The sequence below is a fragment of the Pseudomonas auratipiscis genome, assembly GCF_036324085.1.
Lineage (GTDB): Bacteria > Pseudomonadota > Gammaproteobacteria > Pseudomonadales > Pseudomonadaceae > Aquipseudomonas > Aquipseudomonas auratipiscis.
Genome location: NZ_JAZDCU010000008.1, coordinates 44,793 through 64,614 on the forward strand (window position 1 = coordinate 44,793; position 19,822 = coordinate 64,614).

Here is a 19,822-nt window from a genome sequence, read left to right on the forward strand (position 1 = left end):
CGCTCATGAACAAGTCACCTTCTGTGAAAGCGCTGCAAGAGGCAGCCGAATGGCTGGTGCGCCTGGACGGTGAGGTCGATACGGTCGAGCGCAATGCTTTTCGTGACTGGCTCAACGCTGATCCAGAGCACCTGGCGGCCATCGAACGACTGGAGGGAAGTCTGACCGCGTTGCATGAGTTGTCCCGCGAACCTGCACGGGTGGCTCTGGACGGCATCGTCCGACGGCGCACCCTGCGTCAGCCAATCAAGGCGCTGGCTCTGGCAGCGTTACTACTGTTGCCGGTCGGCTTGGCGATACAACAGTTTCCGCCGTCCTACTTGCTGGCGGACATCCGTACCAACAATGGCGAGTGGCACTCACAACAACTACCCGATGGCAGCCTTATCAGCCTTGATGGCAACACTGCCGTGGATCTACAGTTCGATGCTCAACGCCGTACTGTGCGCCTGGTGCAAGGGGAAGTACGGATGGATGTGGTCAAGGATGCCACGCGGCCTTTCCTGGTATTGACCGAGCATGGCAGCGTCAGTGTCATGGGCACTCGGTTTGTCGTCGAGCAGCTTGGTGATGCCACCCGTGTAGCGATGATCGATTCCACCGCGCATGTCGAAAGCGATGGCAAGCGCTTGGTTGTCCACGGTGGGCAGGAAGTGCACTTCAACGCTACAGGGTTGGGCGCACCGCAGAGCATTGATCCCGCCGCGCTGGAACAGGCTTGGCTGCAGCATCAACTGCTGGTTCACGAGCAACCCTTGAGTCAGGTGCTCGAACGCTTGGCGCGCAATCATCATGGTTATTTGCTGTATGACGCCGAGGCACTTGAAGTGCTGCAGGTCACGGCAGTACTACCTGCCGACGACAGTCAGCGGGCATTGCGCTTGCTGGCGCGTAGCCTGCCAATCAGGCTTGAATACTACACACCATGGATCACCCGCGTTGCGCTGGAACGGCCGTAGGCGAAACCAGCTAGAACTGCTTTTCCAGTTTGAAACTTATGCTGTTTTTGTCGTACGCATACAGCCAGTCGATGTTGCTGTCTACCTTGTTGTACTTGACTGTCAGGCTGGGAACGATGTCGTGCACTGCCAGGCGTGGAGCACGCAGAATAAAGGTGTAGCTCTGTTCATCGTCGTTGCGACGCGCATCGAGTATGGCGCTGTAAGCATCGTATTGGCGCTTGCGGTAGGAGGCGAACAACACTGCATTGACGCCAACACCAAAGTCCTTGGCGACACCAAGGCGCAAACCTTTTTGCAAATAGGCGGCAGTACGGTCCTGGCTGTTGCGGTCGCTGATGTCCAAGCCGCCGAAAAGCGTCCACTGCCGGGGCAAAGCCTGCCACAGGGTGGCGTACACCGAGCTGATATCACCATCCAGATTAGTGTTGATATCGTGTTTGTAGACCATGTCCTTGTATTCGCCTTCGAGCTTGAACATGCGTGTGGGTGATAGTGTATGCATCCATTCGCCGCGCAAACCCCAGGCGCTGTACATGGCGTTGTCGCCAATTGTGTTGAACTCGAACGAGGGGCCCAACGAGTACTGATTGCGAGCGTCGTGATAGCTGTAACCGGCGTTGTTGATCAGTGTGCCCTCGTTATATTTACTCTCCTTATCGTAGGCCTGGCCGTACAGCAGCGAACGCACGAACAGGCCATGGTGTCCGCGGATGGCCACGCGTTTGTTCAGTGTGGCCTCGTAATCTGCACCTTGCGCAGATACCGCTTTAGGTAGTGAGCGCTTGATCAAATAGGTGCCTTCCGCGGTATCCATGCGGTAGGTCACCGTGCTTTCGGAGGATTGGTTGAGGTTGTCGCTCCAGATTGGACCTATGGCGAGCGACCCTTGCCAGTCTTCGCGGTGATCCAGAGCCTGGAGAAAGCTGTCGACAGTCTTGCCCAAGCCCATGGCCTGCGCATCCGCAGGGCTGAGACTGCTGCTGATCTGCTCGAATACCGCACTGGAGTCGCGGTCCTTGCGGTTTTCGAACAGCACGCGCGCCAACTCCAGGCGCCCTGGAAGGAAGTCGGCCTGCATACCCAATAGTTGGCGGTAGTAGTGCTCAGCCTTTTCCAGGTCGCCGTCGGCGCGGGCCAAGGCACCATTGGCATAAGCGGTGAGCATCGGGTCGTGGCCGGGCAGGGTGGTGTAGCGCTTGAGGTAGTCCTTGGCGTGCAGCCATTGCTGGCGTTCGATTGACAGATAAACGGCGCGTCCCAATTCATCCAGGTTGTTGCCGACACTGTAGTTCTGGCCATTGATGTTCAATAGCGGCGCGGCGGTGTCGTTAGGTAGTTCGTCCTTTAGAAACTCGCGTTCCTGTTGGTTGGCGCGGTACTCGATGGACTGGTTCAGGCGCAGACTGGTGTCCTGGTCGGCAGCGAAGCCCGCTGTGGTGAACATCAACAGGAAAAATGAAATAAGGTGCGGCGTGAGGGATCGCATGCAATAGGGCTGGGGCATTTCCAGGCTCTCAGAGTCACTTCAGCGCACCAAAAGCCAGGACCTGAACGCCAGGCACTGGCTTATGGTGCTACTACAGGTTCAACCCACTACTTACTTGCGAACGCCACCGAATGCAGTGTCATAGTTGCGATCGGTGAACTTGGCGATACCGGCCAGCGACGCGGTGGCGCCTGCGCCGAAGAAGCTACCTTGGGTGGTGCCTTTGGAGAGCTGGGCGTTGGTGGTTGGGTTCAGTGCTTGTGCTGCGCCGCTGAAGCTGGCATCAGCGGTGTTGATATTGGCTGCCAGGGAAACCTTCAGCGCGCTATTGCTCAACGCACCGGTCAAGGTTGGCGAGGCCGTGCCGAACGACGCGGTCAGGTCACCGGACAACAGGTTGGCGCCGGAGTAGTTGTTGATGCCCTGTACCGCGTAGGTCACGCTGGCCGTGGGCAATACGCGACCCGCCGTGTCACCGGAGTAGTAAACAGCACGGGTCGGATCGTTGTGGACACCGTTCTGCGACCACTCGCCGTAGTACACCTGCTGGCTCGCTACTTGTTTGAAGTCAAAATTACCCAAGGCCGAGTGGGAGGTAGGCATCATTGCCGGCGTAATGCTGGTCACCCCATTGGCATCGGTCGCGACCATACCTTTAAGGCCGCTGAAGGCAACCTTCGCGCCGTTGTAAAAGGCTTTGACACCCACGGCCGGAGCGCCGTTGGCGCTAGGGTGATTCGGCGTGCCTGTACCTTGAGTTCCGTCAACGATGATTGCGTTGTCGTAACTTTGTGCGGACGAAGTCGCTGCCTGAGCAACGCCGGTCAGGCCAAAAAGTGCAACTGCCAGTACGGTGTAGTTGAAAGATTTCATTTCATAATCCATTAAGTAATTTGAGTTAATTCAACACGTCAAGCACTTGCCAGGTAGCGCGTTAGCCACCCGTTTGATACCTCCGATTTAGAAAGTTGCGGTCAGTCCAAGTTTTAGGGTTCTGCCGGGCGCGGGCATCGCCGAGCGGGTCAGTGGGTCGATGTAGTAGAGGTTGCTTAAGTTAGTGCCGGTCAACTCTATTGAAGCGTCATCAGTCAGCTTGTAGTTTATGTAGGCGTCATAGGTGACAATCTTGTCCCATGACATGGGTGTATTCAGGTAATAACTAATCATGGCACTTTGACCGTAGTTATCATAAAATTTGCTTTCATGTTGACGGTAATAGATGGCTCGCCCGCCAACTTCCAGCTTACGATCGAAGAATCTTGCACCTAGGCCCAGATTGGCTGACCATTCAGGCATTGCCATGCTCACCAGATAACCGCCGACAAAACCGTCATCTACGCAATTTGAGGTGCTGCCCGTTGCGTCGAGCGAGATAGCCGAGCTCTCATCACAGACTTTATTTTTTAATACATGGCCGATGCTCAAATCGGTGAAGATGCGTCCGTTATCGTAGCGACCCTGCAGCTCAAGGCCTGCAGTGGTCTGCTTCTCAAGGTTGGAGAAGCGCATCTGGGGGCTGCGCTCAATCACATTCTTGGTGGTGTTGTGGTAATAGCTGAGCTTGATGTCGGCAATTTCGCTGCCGCCGAGGCCAGACAGGTTGTGGATATAGGCGGCTTCGTAATTATGCGCATGCTCTGGCTCTAGTCCCCATGGGTTCATTGAGGAAGAGAAACCGATAGTACTTTCAAACATGCTCGGGTAACGCAAGGCTTCGCTGTAACGTAGATAGACCCGGCCATTTTCAGAGGTGTAGAACGTGGCAGAGAGTGTCGGTGTCCAGCCATGATCCCTTTGATGCTTGGCGCTTACATCTTTTTCATAGTTGACGGGGTTGCCGTCTGCATCTATTTCGCCGTACCCATATTCGTAATTGCTGCATGAAATAATTTTTTCCCGGGGGTCCTGGAAGTTAACGCAGGGGTTGTTGCTGCGAGAATATTTACCTTTACCATTGTGCGCCCAGTCCGCTAGATGTTGGGTTTCCTGAAGGCGTGGGGTTTGCTCTCTGGTTATTCTTATATCCTCTTGGCGTTGTTCCTCCGTCATACCGAACATGTCCCAGAAGGGTTTGGAGCTTTCAATTATTTTGGCGATTTTTGCTTCCCATTCAGCTTCTGTCAGGAGCTTTTGTGTGGTGTAAGCAACTTGCTGGCCGGTTTGCACATTTGCCTTGGTAATGCCATTACGCTCTTGGCTCTCCTTCAGATAATCATCAAAAGCCCAATAAGAGGAATAGCGCATCCCGGCATTGAAACGAGCAAAGGTCACTGGGCGCCAATCGAAATTGAAATTGTATTCCTGCTCTTCCCTGCGCCCAGCCCGCGGGTACATACGCAGTGTGGTGCTGATCGCCGTATCGTAGTAGTCGTCGTTAGAGCTGAGCTTTTCGTGCTGGTAACTACCGCCGAGGGTCAGATCGAGGCTATCGAGCAGTTTGAACGTGTTGCTGGCGGTCAGGCCGACACGGTCATGTTTGGCGTTTGCCACTGCGGTGTTTCTGAAGGCTGGATCAGCCATGGTGGTCTGATTGGGAACGCCACCGCTGCTGTAAGTGTCGCTGCGGGTATTGGTGGCCCAAAGGTTGGAGTAAAAATCCACCCACGGATTACCCTCAGGCTTTAGTTTGTACTCCAGGTTGTAGGCTTTGCTTTGCACATGGCTAAGTGGCCATTGTGGCACCCCATGTGTCGTTGCGTCATATAGGCTGCCGGGAGTAAAGAACGAGATCCGCGATGGTAGGATTTCGCCGTACAGCGAATCAGTGTCGCGGTAGCCGAACTCCAGAGACTGGCCTACATCGATTTTGAGTTTTGCTTTGCCCAGCCACGATTCCATCTTGCTGGAGGTGTTGGGCACCTCATCGCCTGGTTTGTAGATGTTCGCAAGGTTGGGAATGTAGTCCCAGCGGCCGTTGACCTGCTTTCCAGTGGAGTAGAAATCGCTCTTGTTCTTGCCCGCGTAATGGTTGCCTTTTTCCCGGTAGGCGTAGGCGGTCAGCAGCTCGAATTTTTCCTGTCGCGTTGCCAGGGCAAGGCGATAGGCATAGTCGTCGCTGGACAGCAGCCCGTTACTGCTGCTGGTCCGCGGCTGTTTGTACAGCGATGGGTCGAAATAGGAACTGATCGGGAAGTACTTGTAGTCAGGGCCGGGCATCTGCCCGGTCATCAGCGTCGGCAGCTTGGGCGAAACCGAGTTGTTGCTGCCCTCGATTTTGAATTCGCCGCCGAACTCACGACCCTCCTTGAGCACGTCATCGACGTTGAGGGTGCTGGCCACTACTGCGCCACCGACACCGCTATAAACATTGCGCTCAAGGTTTGGCCCTTTGATGACCTTGATACTACCAATCAGGTTGGGATCGATGTAGTTGCGATTGCTGGCGCCCATATAGCCGCGATAAACCGTCAATGCCTGTTCAGTACCATCGATGGTCAGCGGTACCCGCCCTGGTCCCTGGATGCCTCGGATGTTCGGGTCCAGTGCGCCGCTGTTGCGAGCGTCGCCGCTGTAGACATTGAGCATGCCCTTGAACAGGTCGGCAGGGGCGGCGCCCTTGTAGCGTTCGATCTGTTCCTTGCCGGCATAGACCGAGGAAATATCCTGGTCGTAGATATCGTTGTAACCCTTCTCGTCGCGTGACTCCTGGTACTCCATGCCATGTACGTAGGTGGGGTGCAGGTCGTCTTTGGTAGCCGCTGAAGCTGCAGCCGTTTGCACTTGAATGACCGGTCGATCCGGCTCCCCGGCAACGCTGTAGGTTACATTTTGATTGGCCAGTAATTGCTGCAGGGCAGCGTCCAGTGACAGTCGACCCTGGACCGGGTTGCCATAAGCACCGGCAAAGTTGCTGCTGCCAATGTAAAGCTCGGCGCCGGATTGACGGGCCAGCAGTACCAATGCTTCGTCCAGTGCCATTGAGGGCACGTTGAAGGTATGGACAGCGGCCTGGGGCATGGTGTGTGCTGCAGGCTCGGTGGGGTTGGCCAGCACTGGACGGAGTATTGCTGCCTCGGCGATCAGTGCCAATACGGCGAGCTGTACGCCCAGCGCCAGAGGTGTGCGCGTGGATGACTTGCGCTTGTTGTTGTTCTCTTACGTTTGCAAAACCGGCCTCACTAAAAGCAAATAAGATTTATTTACGTGTAGTAAGAACGGGCCAGCATTGGAAATGCGATAGATCGTTAAGGTCTATATATTTTGTTTTTTATTCATTAGTTGAATTATTTGCTGGCTTCAGTAGATCAGCGTCAACCCTGGAAACTCGATAATGCGGGCATGGGCTTGTGTTGCCAGGCGCTGGAGGGCGTCGTCGAGGTTATCCAGGCGCATTACCGCGCTGATCTGGACATCGCGCAACGCCTCGCCCTTGACCATGACCAGACCGGTTCGATAACGGTTGATGCGCGAGACCGCGTTGGCCAGGGATTCGCGTTGAAACACCAAGCGACCTTCTTGCCAACTTGCCAGCTCTTGCGGGGAGATCGACAAAGGAGTCAGGCCTTGCAAGGGACTGAACGTCAGGCTATTGCCTTCGTCGAGCCAGGTCGAACCGGCCACATCGTTGATCTCGCGCTGGACCAGATTGACCTCCACCCGGTGTTGCAACACTCCTACCCAGCCTTCGCGATTGTCCCCCACACCTACCAGGTACCGAGTACCGCGAGCCGTGATATCTGCGCCAGGCGTACTGACCGTAAAGGGTCGCTGCTCTTGTTCGTTCATAGGAGCAGGCGTGAACACGGCTTCGCCCTGGCTCAGGTGTACGACGCGACGCTGATCGCCATAGGCAATGTTCAGAATACTGTGGCTACCCAGCTCTACCTGGCTGCCATCTGCCAAGGTGATCTGGCGTACTTCACCGAAGCCGGTGTGGTAGTCGCTGCTTATGGCCTGGAGCCAGAAGGGTGGCGCCAGCAGCATCCAGCAGCCAAGTGCTAATGCCGTCACGGTGCTACCGGTTACCAGTGGCATTTGCAGCCAGCTGCGGCGCGGTGGGCGTTGGGGTTTTACGTAGCCGCGATACTGTTTGAGCTGGGCGCTGGCCTGCCAGGCGCGATCAACTCGCTGCGCGGCAGCAGCGTGCAAAGGGTCTGCAGCCAGCCAGCGGCGATAGGCCTTCAACTCTCGGGATGAAAGCTGGCCTTGGCGATGGCGCACCACCCAATCGGCAGCTTCGTGCTCTATCGGGTCGATACTCTGGGGGGAAGCTTTCACGGTTTAGTCTGGTTACCTTCTTGCTTTTTATAATCCACAAGGCCTAATTCTCTGGCCCTGGATCAAGCGCCCTGCCGATTTTGGCCAGAGCCATCGCCATGTGTTTTTGTACAGAGCTTGTAGATATCCGTAAATAGCGCGCGGTCTCTTTGTGCGTCATGCCCTCGACACGAAGGAGCAGGAACACGTCGCGGGTACGTGATGGCATACGCTCAAGCAGACTTTCCAGTTGCTCCAGTTCCAGGGTATCGATGGCTTGTTCTTCCGGGCGACTGGTTTCGTCGACCAGCGTGTCAAAGAACGCTGCTGGATCGTTGTCGAAGCGCTTGTCGCCGTAGCGTCGATAATGATCAATCATCAGATTGTGCGCGACCCGGAACAGATAGGACGGTGCGCGAAGAACACTCTCCAGATTCTCCAACTGAGCAAGACGCAGAAACGTCTCCTGCACCAGATCGGAGGCCAGGCTCGGTGTGCATTTCTTTCGCAAGAGATAGCGGTGCAGGGCAGACGAATGTTGAGTGAACAATTTTTCCAGCACGGCAGCGCTTTCCTTTGCTCGGGCAGAACCGGGAGAGCGCAGAGTATAATGACAATCTTTCTCATTAAGCCAGTATTGGTTCAGGGCGCGCTATGTTGTCTCAGGCGTCTCGATGTTTTGGAAAGCCACTGCTGTGCGCCCTGCGTGGTCATGTATGTCCATCGTGAGCAGATTCCCATTCACCATGGAGCTACCCTTGGGTTCGATTTTCATCAAGGGGCAGGGAAAGGACAGAGTGGGGGCAGAGGCGTAGAGCCAGAAACAAGAAAGCCCGCACTAGGCGGGCTTCTTGAGGTGATTCACAGACTGCTGTAGACATCTATGAATCGGTACTTGGTGGCTACACAGGGACTTGAACCCCGGACCCCAGCATTATGAATGCTATGCTCTAACCAACTGAGCTATGTAGCCAAGTGGCGCGCATTATTCGCTTGAAACGATGTTGTGTCAACACATCTTTTCAAAAAATTTTACGCACGATCAACCGCTTAGCCGATCATCGGTTCAGAAGTCGTATTTGAACGTGGTCATCAGGTTACGTGGTGCGCCGTAATTTCCGTATGACGAGGCCATGGAGTAGTACTCTCGGTCGAAGGCGTTGTTCAGATTGACGCTGGCACTGAGGTTCTCGCTGATGTCGTAGCGTGCCATCAGGTTGACCAGTGCGTAGCTGCTCTGGGTAAAGTTGTGCAGGTCCAGACCGACTTTGCTTTGCCAGTTGACCCCACCGCCCACGGTGACCTTGTCCAGTACGCCAGGCAGGCGGTAGCTGGTGAACGTCTTGAAGCTGTGACGCGGCATCAGGGTGGCGATGCGTTCATCCTGGTTGTCGGTGGTCAGGGTATAGGTGTACCCCGCCCATGCCTGCCAGCCATCGGCCAGCTCGCCGTTGAGCTCCAGCTCCAGGCCCTTGGAGGTGGTGTCCTGCTTGGCCTCATAGACATCGTCGTGTTGCCAGATTGCCAGGTTGTCCTGTTCCAGCTTGAACGGCGCCATGCTCGAGTTCAGCTTGCCGTCGAAATGACTGCCCTTGACGCCGACTTCGTAACCCACGCCTTCCATGGGGTCGAGTGGCTGATTGTTTTCGTCGCGTACCCAGGAACTTTGCGGGTTGAAGATCTTGGTATAGCTGGCATACAACGCCCAGGTTTCGTCCAGGTCATAGACCACACCGGCGTAGGGGATGAATACACCGCTTTCCTTACGATTGACCTCGGTGCTGGCGGTGCCGTATGGGCGGTCTTCGCTGTCACGCTTCCAATCGATTACTCGGCTGCCGAGAATCAGGTTGAGGTCGTCGGTCAGGTGCAGGCGCGAGGTCAGGTAGGCCGCGTATTGAGTTTCCTCCATGGAGGACTTGCCGCTGATGGTGAAGTCCGGTTTGGGCTGTTTGCCGTCCCAGTCGAAAATATTGTCGATTGCCGCGCCAGGGGTAGCGTTGTAGTCGTAGCGCCATCCGCCCCAACTTGGGACGTTTTCGTTGTACCTGGACAACGTCACGCCGCCGATCAACTCGTGCTCGCGGTCGAACAGGCTGAACGGACCGGTGACGTACAGGTCGAGGTTGTCCTGACGCGGGTGCCGGAGAAACGCACCGGCAATTGGCTCAGGCCGCTGCCGTCAGGGTGCAGGTCACCCATGAGAAAGCCGAACACTTCGTCGAACTTGTTCTCGGAATGGCTGTATTCGATCTTGCCGCTCCAGCCGTTGCCAAGTTGCTGTTCCAGTGAGGTGAAGAAGCTGGTCTGTTCATGGTCGTTGTATGACCAGGTCGGTGCGTTGTTGATCGCACGCTTGAGGTTGGAGCGCTCACCTGTACTGAAGCGTGTGGGTAAACCGGTACGCGAAGGTGAGTCGACATCGGTGCGCAGATAGCTAAAGCCAAGGGTCAGCAGCGTGTCTTCGCTCAGGTCGAATTCGCTGATGCCATAAAGCAACTGACTCTCCATTTTGTAACGGTCTATCCAAGCGCCTTCGGTCTTGTAGTCAGCGACCAGGCGACCGCGAATGTTGCCTGTCTCGGTCAGCGGCCCGGAAACATCTGACGCGCGTGTGATGCTGGCCTGGCCTTCGGCAGTCGGGCGTTTGCGAATAAGGTTGATGGTCGCAGCCCAGGCGCTGGAAGCACTCACCGCAGGCAGCAACGCTCGTTTTAGCCAGCCCAACGCCGACAGCTTCGTCGTCGATTTGCCGATGGAATTGAGCGGTGCATTGCAGCTGGATGCCATGAGTATTTCCGGTAAGGCGCCCGGTTCCACCACCGAAGGCACCGGGCTCTACACCACTTACTCCTCAAGCAGCTCGACACGCCTGAACCTGACGCCCCAGGAAACCCCGCAATCGCTAACGGTGATGACCCGCCAGCGCCTCGATGACCAACGTCTTACCAACCTCAGCGATGCCCTCGAGGCGGCCCCGGGGATCATCGTCACCCGTGACGGCCTGGGCGCCGGCGCGGGTAAGCGGCTAGCGCGTGAAAGCGAAATCGCGTGGGTACTGCATGTGTCCTCCCCCAGAGAATACAAATGTTAATGCTTCTTATGTGGAGGTCTGACGCAGCAGAATCAGGAATTACCGAGTGCGCGGAAAAATATTCTTCGCCCAGATCAGCGAACGATGATCCATTGCCCTGCAAGGTTGTCGATGTGCAGGTTCTGGTTACTGGCAAGGGCATCGAGGGCAGCCCCGGCCTGGTCAAGGTTGAAACTGCCACTGACCAGACGCCGACCAACCTGCTCGTCGATGTAGAGCAGGCGGCTGCCCTGATAATCGGCAAGTTGCTGCAGCACATCGCGCAAAGGGACTTCGCGTACCCGCAACTGTCCACTGCGCCAAGCCAGCAAGCGCTCGGCATCGACATTTTCGACCTGATCCAGGCGGCTGCCGCTCAGGGTCAAGCGCTGGCCAGGAGCAAGCATGCGCTTGTCGCCACTACCGCTGCTGACTTCGACCTTGCCCTTGAGCAGCACCACCTCATCATGATCGTGGCCACGGCTCACCGAAAAACGCGTGCCCAGCACCTGAACCTGTGCCTCGTCGACGTCCACCACAAAGGGACGGCCATCGTGGGTTACATCAATGAACATCTGCCCCTGGACCAAGCGAATCTTGCGCACGGGCCCACGCAGGTCGATATCCACGGCGCTTGCACTGCCAAGTGTCAGCTTGGAGCCGTCGGCCAACTGAATCTGCCGACGCTCGCCGGGAGCGGTGGCCACATCACTGTTCAAGCGTTGCAGCAGAGGAAGTTGCAGCATGACCAGTCCGCTGATCAGCAAGATGCTCGCTGCTACCGCCCAGCCGCCCCAGGAGCGAGGGGCGCTGCGCCGTTCGATCTTGTGCAGGCGGCGGGCTGGCATTTCCAATTGCTGCCAGAACAACTCGACTTCGGCAAATACCCGGGCGTTTTCCGGCGTCAGACGCCAGCGCTCGAACGCTTGCATTTGCTCATCGTCGAGGTCATCGGCGCGCAGCCTGGTGAACCAGTCGAGTGCCTGTTGTTCACGGTCGCCAGTTTCGGTCGGTTCAGCTGAATTTGGCGCTGTGTTCATGGCTGTTCAGTCTTGCGTGAAGTATTCAGGGCGGCCGCTGCGCAATGGCTCAGGGCTTTGTTCAAATGACGCTCCACGGCGCGAGGATCGAGGCCCAGTCGCGCGGCGATGTCCGTTCGCTGCGATGCTGCTGATAAAGCAGCGTTAGGCTGCGATTGTCCGGATCGTTGGACATGGCGTGCGGATTGCTCTGAGAGGCAGGAGCGGTGGGTGATGAAGAAAATGCTAACGTTATTGAGAATTATTAACAAGTGCGTAGATGTAACGCTCGTCGAAAATAATAGTGCGCTTGCTAACGAATTCTGGATAATTGGATCCCAACCACCGGATGGAAGACTTTGTCATGGCTGTCAGCAGCGCCTCGTCCCCTACACCCGTAAGCGCCCCGGCTGCCCAGAGCAGCCCGCTGGTAATGCGGATCATCGCCGCGTGTGCGCTGGCCCACCTGATCAACGACTTGATCCAGGCAGTGCTGCCGTCGATCTACCCACTGCTCAAAGCCAACTACGACCTGAGCTTTGCCCAGGTGGGCATGATTACCCTGACGTTCCAGGTCACAGCATCGCTGTTGCAACCCTGGGTAGGCTTCTATACAGACCGCAAACCGATGCCGAACCTGCTGCCGCTGGGTACGCTGTGTACGTTGGTGGGGATCGTCATGCTGGCTTACGTCGGCAGTTTTGCCATGATCCTGCTTGCGGCGGCCTTGATAGGTATCGGTTCTTCAACCTTCCATCCGGAAACTTCGCGTATTGCCAGACTGGCCTCGGGCGGTCGTTTTGGCCTGGCGCAGTCGACTTTCCAGGTGGGTGGCAATGCCGGCTCGGCTTTCGGCCCGCTGTTGGCGGCAGCGATCATCATTCCGTTTGGTCAGGGTAATGTGGTCTGGTTCGGCCTGTTCGCGGTCTTTGCGGTGCTGGTTACCTATGGTTTGAGTCGTTGGTACCGCGAGCACTTGAACGTGTTCAAGGCCAAGGCTGGCCAAGCGGCGACTCATGGTTTGTCGCGCGGTCGAGTGACCGGAGCGCTGGTGGTGCTTGCGCTGTTGGTGTTCTCCAAATACTTCTACATGGCCAGTTTCACCAGCTATTACACCTTCTACCTGATCGAGAAGTTCGATCTGTCGGTTGCCAGTTCACAGATGTACCTGTTCCTGTTTCTTGGCGCTGTGGCCGCCGGGACGTTCTTCGGTGGACCGATTGGTGACCGTATCGGACGCAAGGCGGTGATCTGGTTCTCCATCCTCGGTGTTGCCCCGTTCACTCTGCTGCTGCCTTATGTCGACCTGTTCTGGACCAGCGTCCTCAGCCTGGTCATTGGCTTCATCCTGGCTTCGGCTTTCTCGGCCATTGTGGTGTACGCCCAGGAATTGGTGCCGGGTAATGTCGGCATGATCGCCGGGATCTTCTTTGGTTTGATGTTCGGTTTTGGCGGTATCGGTGCCGCATTGCTTGGCTACCTGGCCGACTTCAAAGGCATCGAATACGTCTACAGCTTGTGCTCATACCTGCCGTTGTTCGGCCTGCTGGCGATTTTGCTACCGTCTACCGCAAAGCGCTGAAGGCTCAAGATCGGGCTATTGACGGGTGGCATTGGTTCTCCTAGAGTGCCGCCCGTCCTCACATGTGTAACCGATTGATGAATCGCTCCCAACACTCCTACCAGTTCTGCCAGCCGGTCATCCTGACCCGCTGCTGCGATTGGCCGAGCGATACTGTCCTCAAGCGTCGGCGCAGTGTGCTGTTCGCCTTTACCTTCTCCCCACACCTCCACGCCCTCTAACAAGGCCGTTATTCGCCCGGTGTCTAGCCGTGGCCGGTCGTTGTGCACCTGAACATTTTCATGGTCGTGTCTAGCCGCGCCCGGGAGCGATATCGCGCCGGAGGCGGTGAGTGGAGTAGTAATGAACAAGCGTTTTCTGGCGGGCCTGTTGTTCGCCGTTTCGGTGGTTGGTTTCAGTCTTGGGGCAAGCCTGCCATTGGTGTCCCTGCGACTGCTCGAGGCAGGTGCCAGCACCCTGCAGATCGGCATCCTCTCGGCGATTCCGGCGGCAGGAATGATGCTCTCGGCTTTCATGGTCGATGCCTGTTGTCGACATCTGACTCGGCGCACTATCTATTTGCTCTGCTTTGGTCTGTGCACCTTGAGCATCGGCCTGCTCGAATGGGCGTTCTCATCGCTCTATTTGCTGGGGTTGCTGCGCCTGGGGCTGGGTGTCGGTATGGGCATTGCGATCATTCTCGGCGAGTCATGGGTCAACGAACTGAGTCCGGAGCACAACCGCGGCAAAATCATGGCCCTGTACGCCACGGCCTTCACCGGCTTCCAGATGCTTGGCCCGGCAATGCTGGCCCTGGTCGGCGCGCAAAGCGCCTGGGTGACAGCAGTGGTGACTGCCTGCTATGGCGTGGCCCTGATCTGCATTGTGTTGACCGTGCCAGACGACCACGTGGAACATGGTGAAGAAGCCGAGAAGAGTTTTTCTCTGGCAGGGTTCTTCAAGGTGGCACCGGCCCTGTGCATGGGCGTGCTGTTCTTCTCTTTCTTCGACGCGGTGATTCTTTCGCTGATGCCGGTGTATGCCTCAAGCCATGGCTTTGCGGTGGGCGTGGCAGCGTTGATGGTCACGGTGATTCTGACCGGTGACATGCTGTTCCAGTTGCCGCTTGGCTGGCTGGCGGACCGCAGTGAGCGAACCAGAGTGCACCTGATCTGTGGCGTCGTGGCGATGCTCATCGGCATTGCCTTGCCATGGCTGTTGCAAGTGCAATGGCTGCTGTGGCCGGCGCTGGTGGTGCTGGGTGCTGTTGCCGGTGGGGTCTACACTTTGGCGCTGGTTTTGATTGGCCAGCAGTTCAAGGGGCAGGATCTGGTCACGGCTAACGCTAGTGTTGGTTTGCTGTGGGGCGTCGGCAGTCTGGTCGGGCCGTTGGTGAGTGGCGCGGCAATGGAAGTTGCTCCCCATGGCTTGCCCATGGCACTGGCGGCCATGGCGGCGCTGTTCGTCTGCTTTGCTCGCAATGCCAATCGCAAGGCCTACCGGCTCAGAGCAGCGGCTCGGTAGGCGATGCTATTTAAGGTTGTGGCGGCATGGGCTGCGTAGAGTCTGGTGTCAAAAGGTTCCGCGCAATGTCACGTTGAAGTTGCGAGGGTCGCCAAAGTAGTAGCCGGTTGCTGTCGGCCGAGCTTGGCGATAGTACTTTTTGTCGAAAACATTGTTGGCGTTGAACTGCAGCGAGTAGTGCTCGTTGAAGCGGTAACCGAGCAGGGCGTTGTACACCGCATAGCCCGATTGCGAGGCTTCGGCATTGCCGCTGCGTGCATAAATATCACTCTGGGCCTGGACACCGCCGCCGACTGTCCATGCACTCAGCTCACCCGGCAAACGGTAGCTGGTGAACAACTTGAGCATACGCTTGGGGTCGGTAGTGCGGATTGCGTTGCCGGTGTTGCTGACGGTGTCTTTCAGGTACTCAGTGGTGTTGTAGGTGTAGCCACCGGAGACCTGCCAGCCCGGCAGCACTTCACCTGAAACTTCCAGTTCGAAACCATCGCTGCGGTTTTTGCCCCCTGCCACTTTGCAGTAGCCGCTGGCGTAGTTTGGCGGGCAGGGGAAGGGCCCGCTGAGATCATCGAGAGGATTGCCGACCTGGTTGATACGGAAGATCGCGAACGAAGTGTTCAGCCGACCCTCATAGAACTCACCCTTGATCCCCATTTCGTAGGCTTCGCCCGTTACCGGGTCGAGCACGCCGCCGCTGATGTCGGTGGCGGTCTGTGGGTTGAAAATCTCCGTGTAGCTGGCGTAGGTACTGAAATTGTCATTGAGGTCGTAGATCAGTGCGGCATAGGGCACGATTTTATTGTCGACGCTGAATTTGCCATTGCTACGGGTGTTGTTTTCCTGCTCGTAGTCATACCAGTTGGCACGAGCACCGATGATTGCGGTCAGCGGTTCGGCCAGTGAAATACGCCACGTCGCATAGGCGGCTTGCTGCGTAGTACGCGTTCGCACGGGATGGGCGGTGATATTGATGTCCGGTTCAGGCAGGCTGTACTTGGGGTCCCATTCGCGAATGTCGAATACACCTGAGGTGGTGAAATTGGTGGCCGAGGCGTAGGAGTCGTTGCGGATACGCTCAACCCCGACCATCAGTTCGTGTGTGCGGCCGAACAACTGGAAGGGGCCATTGAGGGTGGCGCTGAGGTTGTTCTGCTTGCTTTCACCACCATCGCCTTCAGTGACCTGATAGTTCATCAGGTAAGGATTGTTGGTCGGGTTGGCGGTGCCGCTGGCGCGGGTGAAATAGGTTTGCTTGAAGCCGTGGTCATCCAACTGGAAATGAGTTTGGGTGGCCATCAGTTTCAGCCGCCAGTCGTTGTCGAAAAAGTGCTCCAGCTCGGCGAAGCTTTGCAGGTTGCTTCGGTCCCAATGGTTCCAGTCGGCCCCCAGGTAGGTGCTGCGACCCAGTGGCAGGGGAGATCCGTCGTAATTGGCCGGTAGGTTGCCCCAGGCCCCGGTAGCGTCCAGAGATGCATATTCAAGGCCGGTGGTCAGGGTGGTCTGCTCGTCCAGATCGAACGCGAGCACTCCGTAGAAGGTTTCCTTGCGCTCCATTCGCGCATCCTGGAAATGGTCCTTGTCATCATGCACGGCGATGACCCGTCCGCGCACGTTGCCTGTCTCGGTCAGTGGTCCGGAGAGATCGGCAACGTAGCGCTGGGCATTCCACGAACCAAGCGTGACGCTGCCTTCTCCCTGGAACTCGCGCGTAGGGCGTTTGCGCACCAGGTTGACAGTGCCCGAAGGGTTACCAGCGCCGCGTAGCATGCCGGTCGCTCCGCGCAGGATTTCGGCGCGGTCGATGATCGCAGCATCACTCTGGATGAACGACCCGCCGCCACTGCCCTGCACCACAGTCGCGCCGTCGTACTGGATGGCGTCGATTGTATAGCCGCGGGAAATGTAATTGACCCGCTCACTGTCGGTGAAGTCCACCACGACGCCAGGGGTTTGTTCGAGCAGGGTGGTGAGGTTGGTGATGTTCTGGTCATCCAGGCGCTGGCGGGTGATCACCGTCACCGATTGCGGGGTTTGTCGCAGGCTTTGGGGCATCTTGCCGATGGTCACCGCCCCGGTGGTATATGAGCCGGTATTCTCGGTGGTTTCACCCAGGCGTTCGGCACCAATGCTGGTAGGGGCCAATTGCATGGCGCTGCCCGCATCGATCGGAGCAAGCAACAGATAGCTGCTGGCACCTTGTTGCTGGATCTGCACGCCGGTGCCTTGTAACACCAGGCTCAACGCCTGGCTGCTATCGTAATTGCCCCGTACGCCGGAGGTGTGTTTACCCTGCAGATTGCTGGCGTCAAACGACAGATTCAGATGGCCCTGGCGCGCCAACTGGTCCAGTGCCGGGGCCAAGGGGCCCGCGGCGATGTTCCATTGTTGGGTCTGGCCGCTGCCCTCGGGGGCAGCATGGGCCAGCTGCGGAACAACAACGGCACTGGCTATCACTGCACCAACCAGTGCGGCATGTACGGCCCGTCGCAAACGGGTGCGTTGAATGAATCGAGGGGACATCATGCACAACTCCTGAAGGTACAAAGTGGCAGCGTTTTGGCTTTATTCCTTCAGGCCGAACAGAAATGAGATTCCACCTCATTTATTTTTCTGCAATTTTCAGGATGCTGAAATGCTTACCCAAAAGCGCGTGCGGTAGTCGACGCGGATTGGCAGCGATTGGGCAATCAGGTTGAGGATCTGGTCGGTATTGGCCAACTGGTAGGTGCCTGAGACCTTGAGCGCCGCGACCTCATCGGCGCAACGCAGCAGCCCCGGCCGATAACGGCCAAGTTCAGTGACAAACTCGCCCAACGGCATCTGCTGGACGCTGAGCACGCCATCGCTCCAGCCCCAGGGGTCACTGTGAGTCAAGGCTTGGCGAACTTGTCCCTGGGCATCGAACAACAGCGTTTCGCCCGGATAGACGATACGCGGCACATTGCTCGCCGAGGCGGCGCCTGGATACATCTTCACTTCGCCGCGCTTGATTGCCAGGAGCATGCCGTTGGAGTTTTCACGTACCAGCAGATGGCTGTCGCGAGTTTCCAGATAACCATCTCTGGTCTGGATACGAAACGGCCGGGCGTTGCCATGGGCAGTATCGTTGCTGACATCGACAATGATTTCGCCACGCACCAGCGTCAGCAAACGTTGGTGCGGATTGAAATGCAGATCGATAGCGCTGTCGGTGTTGAGTTTGATCTGGCTGCCATCCTGGATGTCGAGCGTACGCTGCTCGCCAGTACCGGTGTGATTGTCAGCCAGCAGCGGTGAGAGCCCGAGCCGATCACGATTGATCCAGCCCAAGCTGCTAGCCACTGTGAGTAGACCCAGCAGCTTGAGGCTGTCCCGCCGACTAATACGTCGGCGTTCGGTGGTTTGCAGGGTGTTGCGAGCGAGCGACGCAGGCAGGCTGGTGATTTCATCACTCATCTGGGCAACCCGTTGCCAGGCCTGAGCGTGTTCGGGCTGCTCCAGCCAGCGTTGAAAGCGCTGGTTGGTCTGTACTGTCGGGGTGTCGAAACGCAACTTCACCAGCCATTCGATAGCCTGGTCGACATGCTGCTGCTTGGGAGATGAATCAGGCGTCGGCATAGCGCATCCGATAACAGGTGGACAGGGCCTTGGCTAGGTCACGCTCCACCGTTGCCCTGGACACCCCCAATTGCTCCGCGATATTCGGACAGCTCATGCCGTCGAGTTGGGCCAGTAGAAAGGCTTGGCGCGTGCGCGGTTTGAGTTGCTGTAACAACTGATCAAGACGTTCCAGGGTGTCGAGAATGATCAGGCGTTGTTCTTCGCTCGGCGTTTCGCACTGCGGTAGTGCCGCTAGGCTTTCAAGGTAGGCCTGCTCCAGTGCCTTGCGCCGGAACTGGTCGATCATCAAACCCCGGGCGATGCTGCTCAAGTAGGCTTTGGGTTGCTTGAGTGGCGCAGCGTGGCGTGCCTTGAGCAGGCGAACGAAGGTGTCCTGGGCAAGATCGGCAGCATGCTCCTGGCACCCTACTTTGCCTCGAAGCCAACTGCGCAGCCAGGAATGATGGGTGCGGTAGAGCAGGTCGACATCGGTCGACTGCAGTGTCTCACTGGACTGCATCGTCGCGGGAACCTTGATAAAAACATGATTGTTAATCGTTCTCATTCTAGCAATCATGATCCGCAAGCAGCAATGCTTTTGCTGCATGTGATCGTACAACCGATTGCGCTATCATCCGGGTTGAAGAATATTCGGGACAGATGTTCGATATGAAAGACCACAGTGCACTGCCGCGAGCCCGCAGAAAGCCGCGTAGCCTGGCTCAGGAGCTGGTGACCATCCTCACCGAGCGCATTCGCGACGGCCACCTCAAACGCGGCGACAAGTTGCCGACCGAATCGGCGATCATGGAAGAGCAGGGCGTCAGTCGTACGGTGGTCCGCGAGGCAATTTCCCGCTTGCAGGCTGCAGGGCAGGTGGAGACTCGTCATGGTATCGGCACCTTTGTGCTCGATACTCCGAGCCCCAGTGGCTTTCGCATCGACCCGGCGACTATCGTTACCTTGCGCGAAGTGCTGGCGGTGCTGGAGTTGCGAATCAGCCTGGAAACGGAGTCGGCGGGTCTGGCTGCCATGCGCCGTAGTGCCGAACAGCTGGCAGCGATGCGCGAGGCGCTGGATACACTCAATGAAAGCGCGGCCCATGCCAGCGACGCGGTGGCTTCAGACTTTCAGTTTCACTTGCAGATTGCCATGGCCACCGGCAATCGCTATTTCACCGACATCATGTCTCACCTGGGTACCAGCGTTATTCCGCGCACCCGCTTGAACTCGGCACGGCTGGCCCATGATGACCAGCAGCACTACATGAGCCGGCTGAGCCACGAACACGAAGCCATTTATGAGGCCATCGCCCGCCAGGACGCTGATGCGGCGCGTGCAGCCATGCGCCTGCACCTGACCAACAGCCGCGAGCGCCTGCGCCTGGCTCACGAAGAGGCCGAGGCGCAACAGCAGTAGGCA

The 19,822-nt window shown here is 57.3% G+C and carries 14 protein-coding genes, 1 tRNA gene and 2 pseudogenes; 6 read left to right on the forward strand and 11 right to left on the reverse strand.

Going from position 1 to position 19,822, the window contains the following annotated elements; genetic code table 11:
• Positions 1–5 precede the first annotated feature (5 nt).
• Positions 6–959, forward strand: a complete 954-nt coding sequence (locus tag V0R60_RS13075; RefSeq protein WP_330079840.1) for a FecR family protein — start codon at positions 6–8, stop codon at positions 957–959.
• Between the two features lie 10 nt (positions 960–969).
• Here the strand turns inward: V0R60_RS13075 and V0R60_RS13080 are convergent, their stop codons facing one another.
• The 7 genes and pseudogenes from V0R60_RS13080 to V0R60_RS13110 all read right to left on the reverse strand — a co-directional run.
• The gene (locus V0R60_RS13080) at positions 970–2,466 is read right to left on the reverse strand and encodes a surface lipoprotein assembly modifier (protein ID WP_330079841.1); all 1,497 of its coding nucleotides are present in this window, start codon (positions 2,464–2,466) and stop codon (positions 970–972) included.
• Positions 2,467–2,559: 93 nt separating this feature from the next.
• A complete protein-coding gene (locus V0R60_RS13085; protein ID WP_330079842.1) occupies positions 2,560–3,321 on the reverse strand; it encodes a Slam-dependent surface lipoprotein in 762 nt (253 codons plus the stop codon).
• 87 nt (positions 3,322–3,408) lie between these two features.
• Entirely contained in the window at positions 3,409–6,348 is a 2,940-nt protein-coding gene (locus V0R60_RS13090) for a TonB-dependent receptor domain-containing protein (RefSeq protein ID WP_330079843.1), read from the reverse strand.
• A 336-nt stretch (positions 6,349–6,684) separates the two neighbouring features.
• Positions 6,685–7,665, reverse strand: coding sequence for a FecR family protein (locus V0R60_RS13095; protein ID WP_256658275.1), 981 nt, complete (start codon positions 7,663–7,665; stop codon positions 6,685–6,687).
• A 43-nt stretch (positions 7,666–7,708) separates the two neighbouring features.
• Complete coding sequence (locus V0R60_RS13100; RefSeq protein ID WP_330079844.1) at positions 7,709–8,206, reverse strand: RNA polymerase sigma factor; 498 nt, start codon at positions 8,204–8,206, stop codon at positions 7,709–7,711.
• A 334-nt stretch (positions 8,207–8,540) separates the two neighbouring features.
• Positions 8,541–8,617, reverse strand: a tRNA-Met gene (locus V0R60_RS13105).
• Between the two features lie 93 nt (positions 8,618–8,710).
• Positions 8,711–10,317, reverse strand: a pseudogene (locus V0R60_RS13110) (TonB-dependent siderophore receptor); the annotation flags it as partial.
• A gap of 91 nt (positions 10,318–10,408) precedes the next feature.
• Between V0R60_RS13110 and V0R60_RS13115 the strand changes: the two are divergent.
• A pseudogene (locus V0R60_RS13115) lies at positions 10,409–10,681 on the forward strand (TonB-dependent receptor plug domain-containing protein); the annotation flags it as partial.
• A 131-nt stretch (positions 10,682–10,812) separates the two neighbouring features.
• Here the strand turns inward: V0R60_RS13115 and V0R60_RS13120 are convergent.
• Positions 10,813–11,757, reverse strand: coding sequence for a FecR family protein (locus V0R60_RS13120; RefSeq protein WP_330079845.1), 945 nt, complete (start codon positions 11,755–11,757; stop codon positions 10,813–10,815).
• A 343-nt stretch (positions 11,758–12,100) separates the two neighbouring features.
• Between V0R60_RS13120 and V0R60_RS13125 the strand changes: the two genes are divergently transcribed.
• The 3 genes from V0R60_RS13125 to V0R60_RS13135 all read left to right on the forward strand — a co-directional run bounded on the left by V0R60_RS13125 (position 12,101) and on the right by V0R60_RS13135 (position 14,821).
• Positions 12,101–13,318 carry an MFS transporter gene (locus V0R60_RS13125; protein ID WP_136478196.1) on the forward strand — a complete coding sequence of 406 codons (1,218 nt, stop codon included), beginning with the start codon at positions 12,101–12,103 and terminating at the stop codon, positions 13,316–13,318.
• 77 nt (positions 13,319–13,395) lie between these two features.
• A complete protein-coding gene (locus tag V0R60_RS13130; RefSeq protein WP_168198419.1) occupies positions 13,396–13,539 on the forward strand; it encodes a hypothetical protein in 144 nt (47 codons plus the stop codon).
• Positions 13,540–13,660: 121 nt separating this feature from the next.
• Positions 13,661–14,821: an MFS transporter gene (locus V0R60_RS13135; protein ID WP_203543378.1), complete on the forward strand. Its 1,161-nt coding sequence runs from the start codon at positions 13,661–13,663 to the stop codon at positions 14,819–14,821.
• A 48-nt stretch (positions 14,822–14,869) separates the two neighbouring features.
• Here V0R60_RS13135 and V0R60_RS13140 read toward each other — a convergent pair whose 3' ends face one another.
• The 3 genes from V0R60_RS13140 to V0R60_RS13150 form a co-directional block, all read right to left on the reverse strand.
• Positions 14,870–17,344, reverse strand: a complete 2,475-nt coding sequence (locus V0R60_RS13140) for a TonB-dependent siderophore receptor (protein WP_136478194.1) — start codon at positions 17,342–17,344, stop codon at positions 14,870–14,872.
• A gap of 96 nt (positions 17,345–17,440) precedes the next feature.
• Positions 17,441–18,418, reverse strand: coding sequence for a FecR domain-containing protein (locus V0R60_RS13145; RefSeq protein WP_330079846.1), 978 nt, complete (start codon positions 18,416–18,418; stop codon positions 17,441–17,443).
• Positions 18,405–18,920, reverse strand: coding sequence for a sigma-70 family RNA polymerase sigma factor (locus V0R60_RS13150; protein WP_136478192.1), 516 nt, complete (start codon positions 18,918–18,920; stop codon positions 18,405–18,407). Before V0R60_RS13150 ends, V0R60_RS13145 begins: the two co-directional genes overlap by 14 nt.
• 149 nt (positions 18,921–19,069) lie before the next feature.
• Here V0R60_RS13150 and V0R60_RS13155 point away from each other — a divergent pair, with 149 nt between their 5' ends.
• On the forward strand, positions 19,070–19,819 hold the full coding sequence (locus tag V0R60_RS13155) for a FadR/GntR family transcriptional regulator (protein WP_136478191.1): 750 nt from the start codon (positions 19,070–19,072) through the stop codon (positions 19,817–19,819).
• The last annotated feature ends 3 nt before the right edge of the window (positions 19,820–19,822 follow it).

Bases quoted from the DNA above. Each gene is read 5' to 3' on its own strand.
- V0R60_RS13075 (WP_330079840.1), top strand. From the start codon at position 6: ATGAACAAGTCACCTTCTGTGAAAGCGCTGCAAGAGGCAGCCGAATGG.
- V0R60_RS13080 (WP_330079841.1), bottom strand. From the start codon at position 2,466: ATGCCCCAGCCCTATTGCATGCGATCCCTCACGCCGCACCTTATTTCA.
- V0R60_RS13085 (WP_330079842.1), bottom strand. From the start codon at position 3,321: ATGAAATCTTTCAACTACACCGTACTGGCAGTTGCACTTTTTGGCCTG.
- V0R60_RS13120 (WP_330079845.1), bottom strand. From the start codon at position 11,757: ATGAACACAGCGCCAAATTCAGCTGAACCGACCGAAACTGGCGACCGT.
- V0R60_RS13125 (WP_136478196.1), top strand. From the start codon at position 12,101: ATGGCTGTCAGCAGCGCCTCGTCCCCTACACCCGTAAGCGCCCCGGCT.
- V0R60_RS13130 (WP_168198419.1), top strand. From the start codon at position 13,396: ATGAATCGCTCCCAACACTCCTACCAGTTCTGCCAGCCGGTCATCCTG.
- V0R60_RS13135 (WP_203543378.1), top strand. From the start codon at position 13,661: ATGAACAAGCGTTTTCTGGCGGGCCTGTTGTTCGCCGTTTCGGTGGTT.
- V0R60_RS13140 (WP_136478194.1), bottom strand. From the start codon at position 17,344: ATGATGTCCCCTCGATTCATTCAACGCACCCGTTTGCGACGGGCCGTA.
- V0R60_RS13145 (WP_330079846.1), bottom strand. From the start codon at position 18,418: ATGCCGACGCCTGATTCATCTCCCAAGCAGCAGCATGTCGACCAGGCT.
- V0R60_RS13150 (WP_136478192.1), bottom strand. From the start codon at position 18,920: ATGCAGTCCAGTGAGACACTGCAGTCGACCGATGTCGACCTGCTCTAC.
- V0R60_RS13155 (WP_136478191.1), top strand. From the start codon at position 19,070: ATGAAAGACCACAGTGCACTGCCGCGAGCCCGCAGAAAGCCGCGTAGC.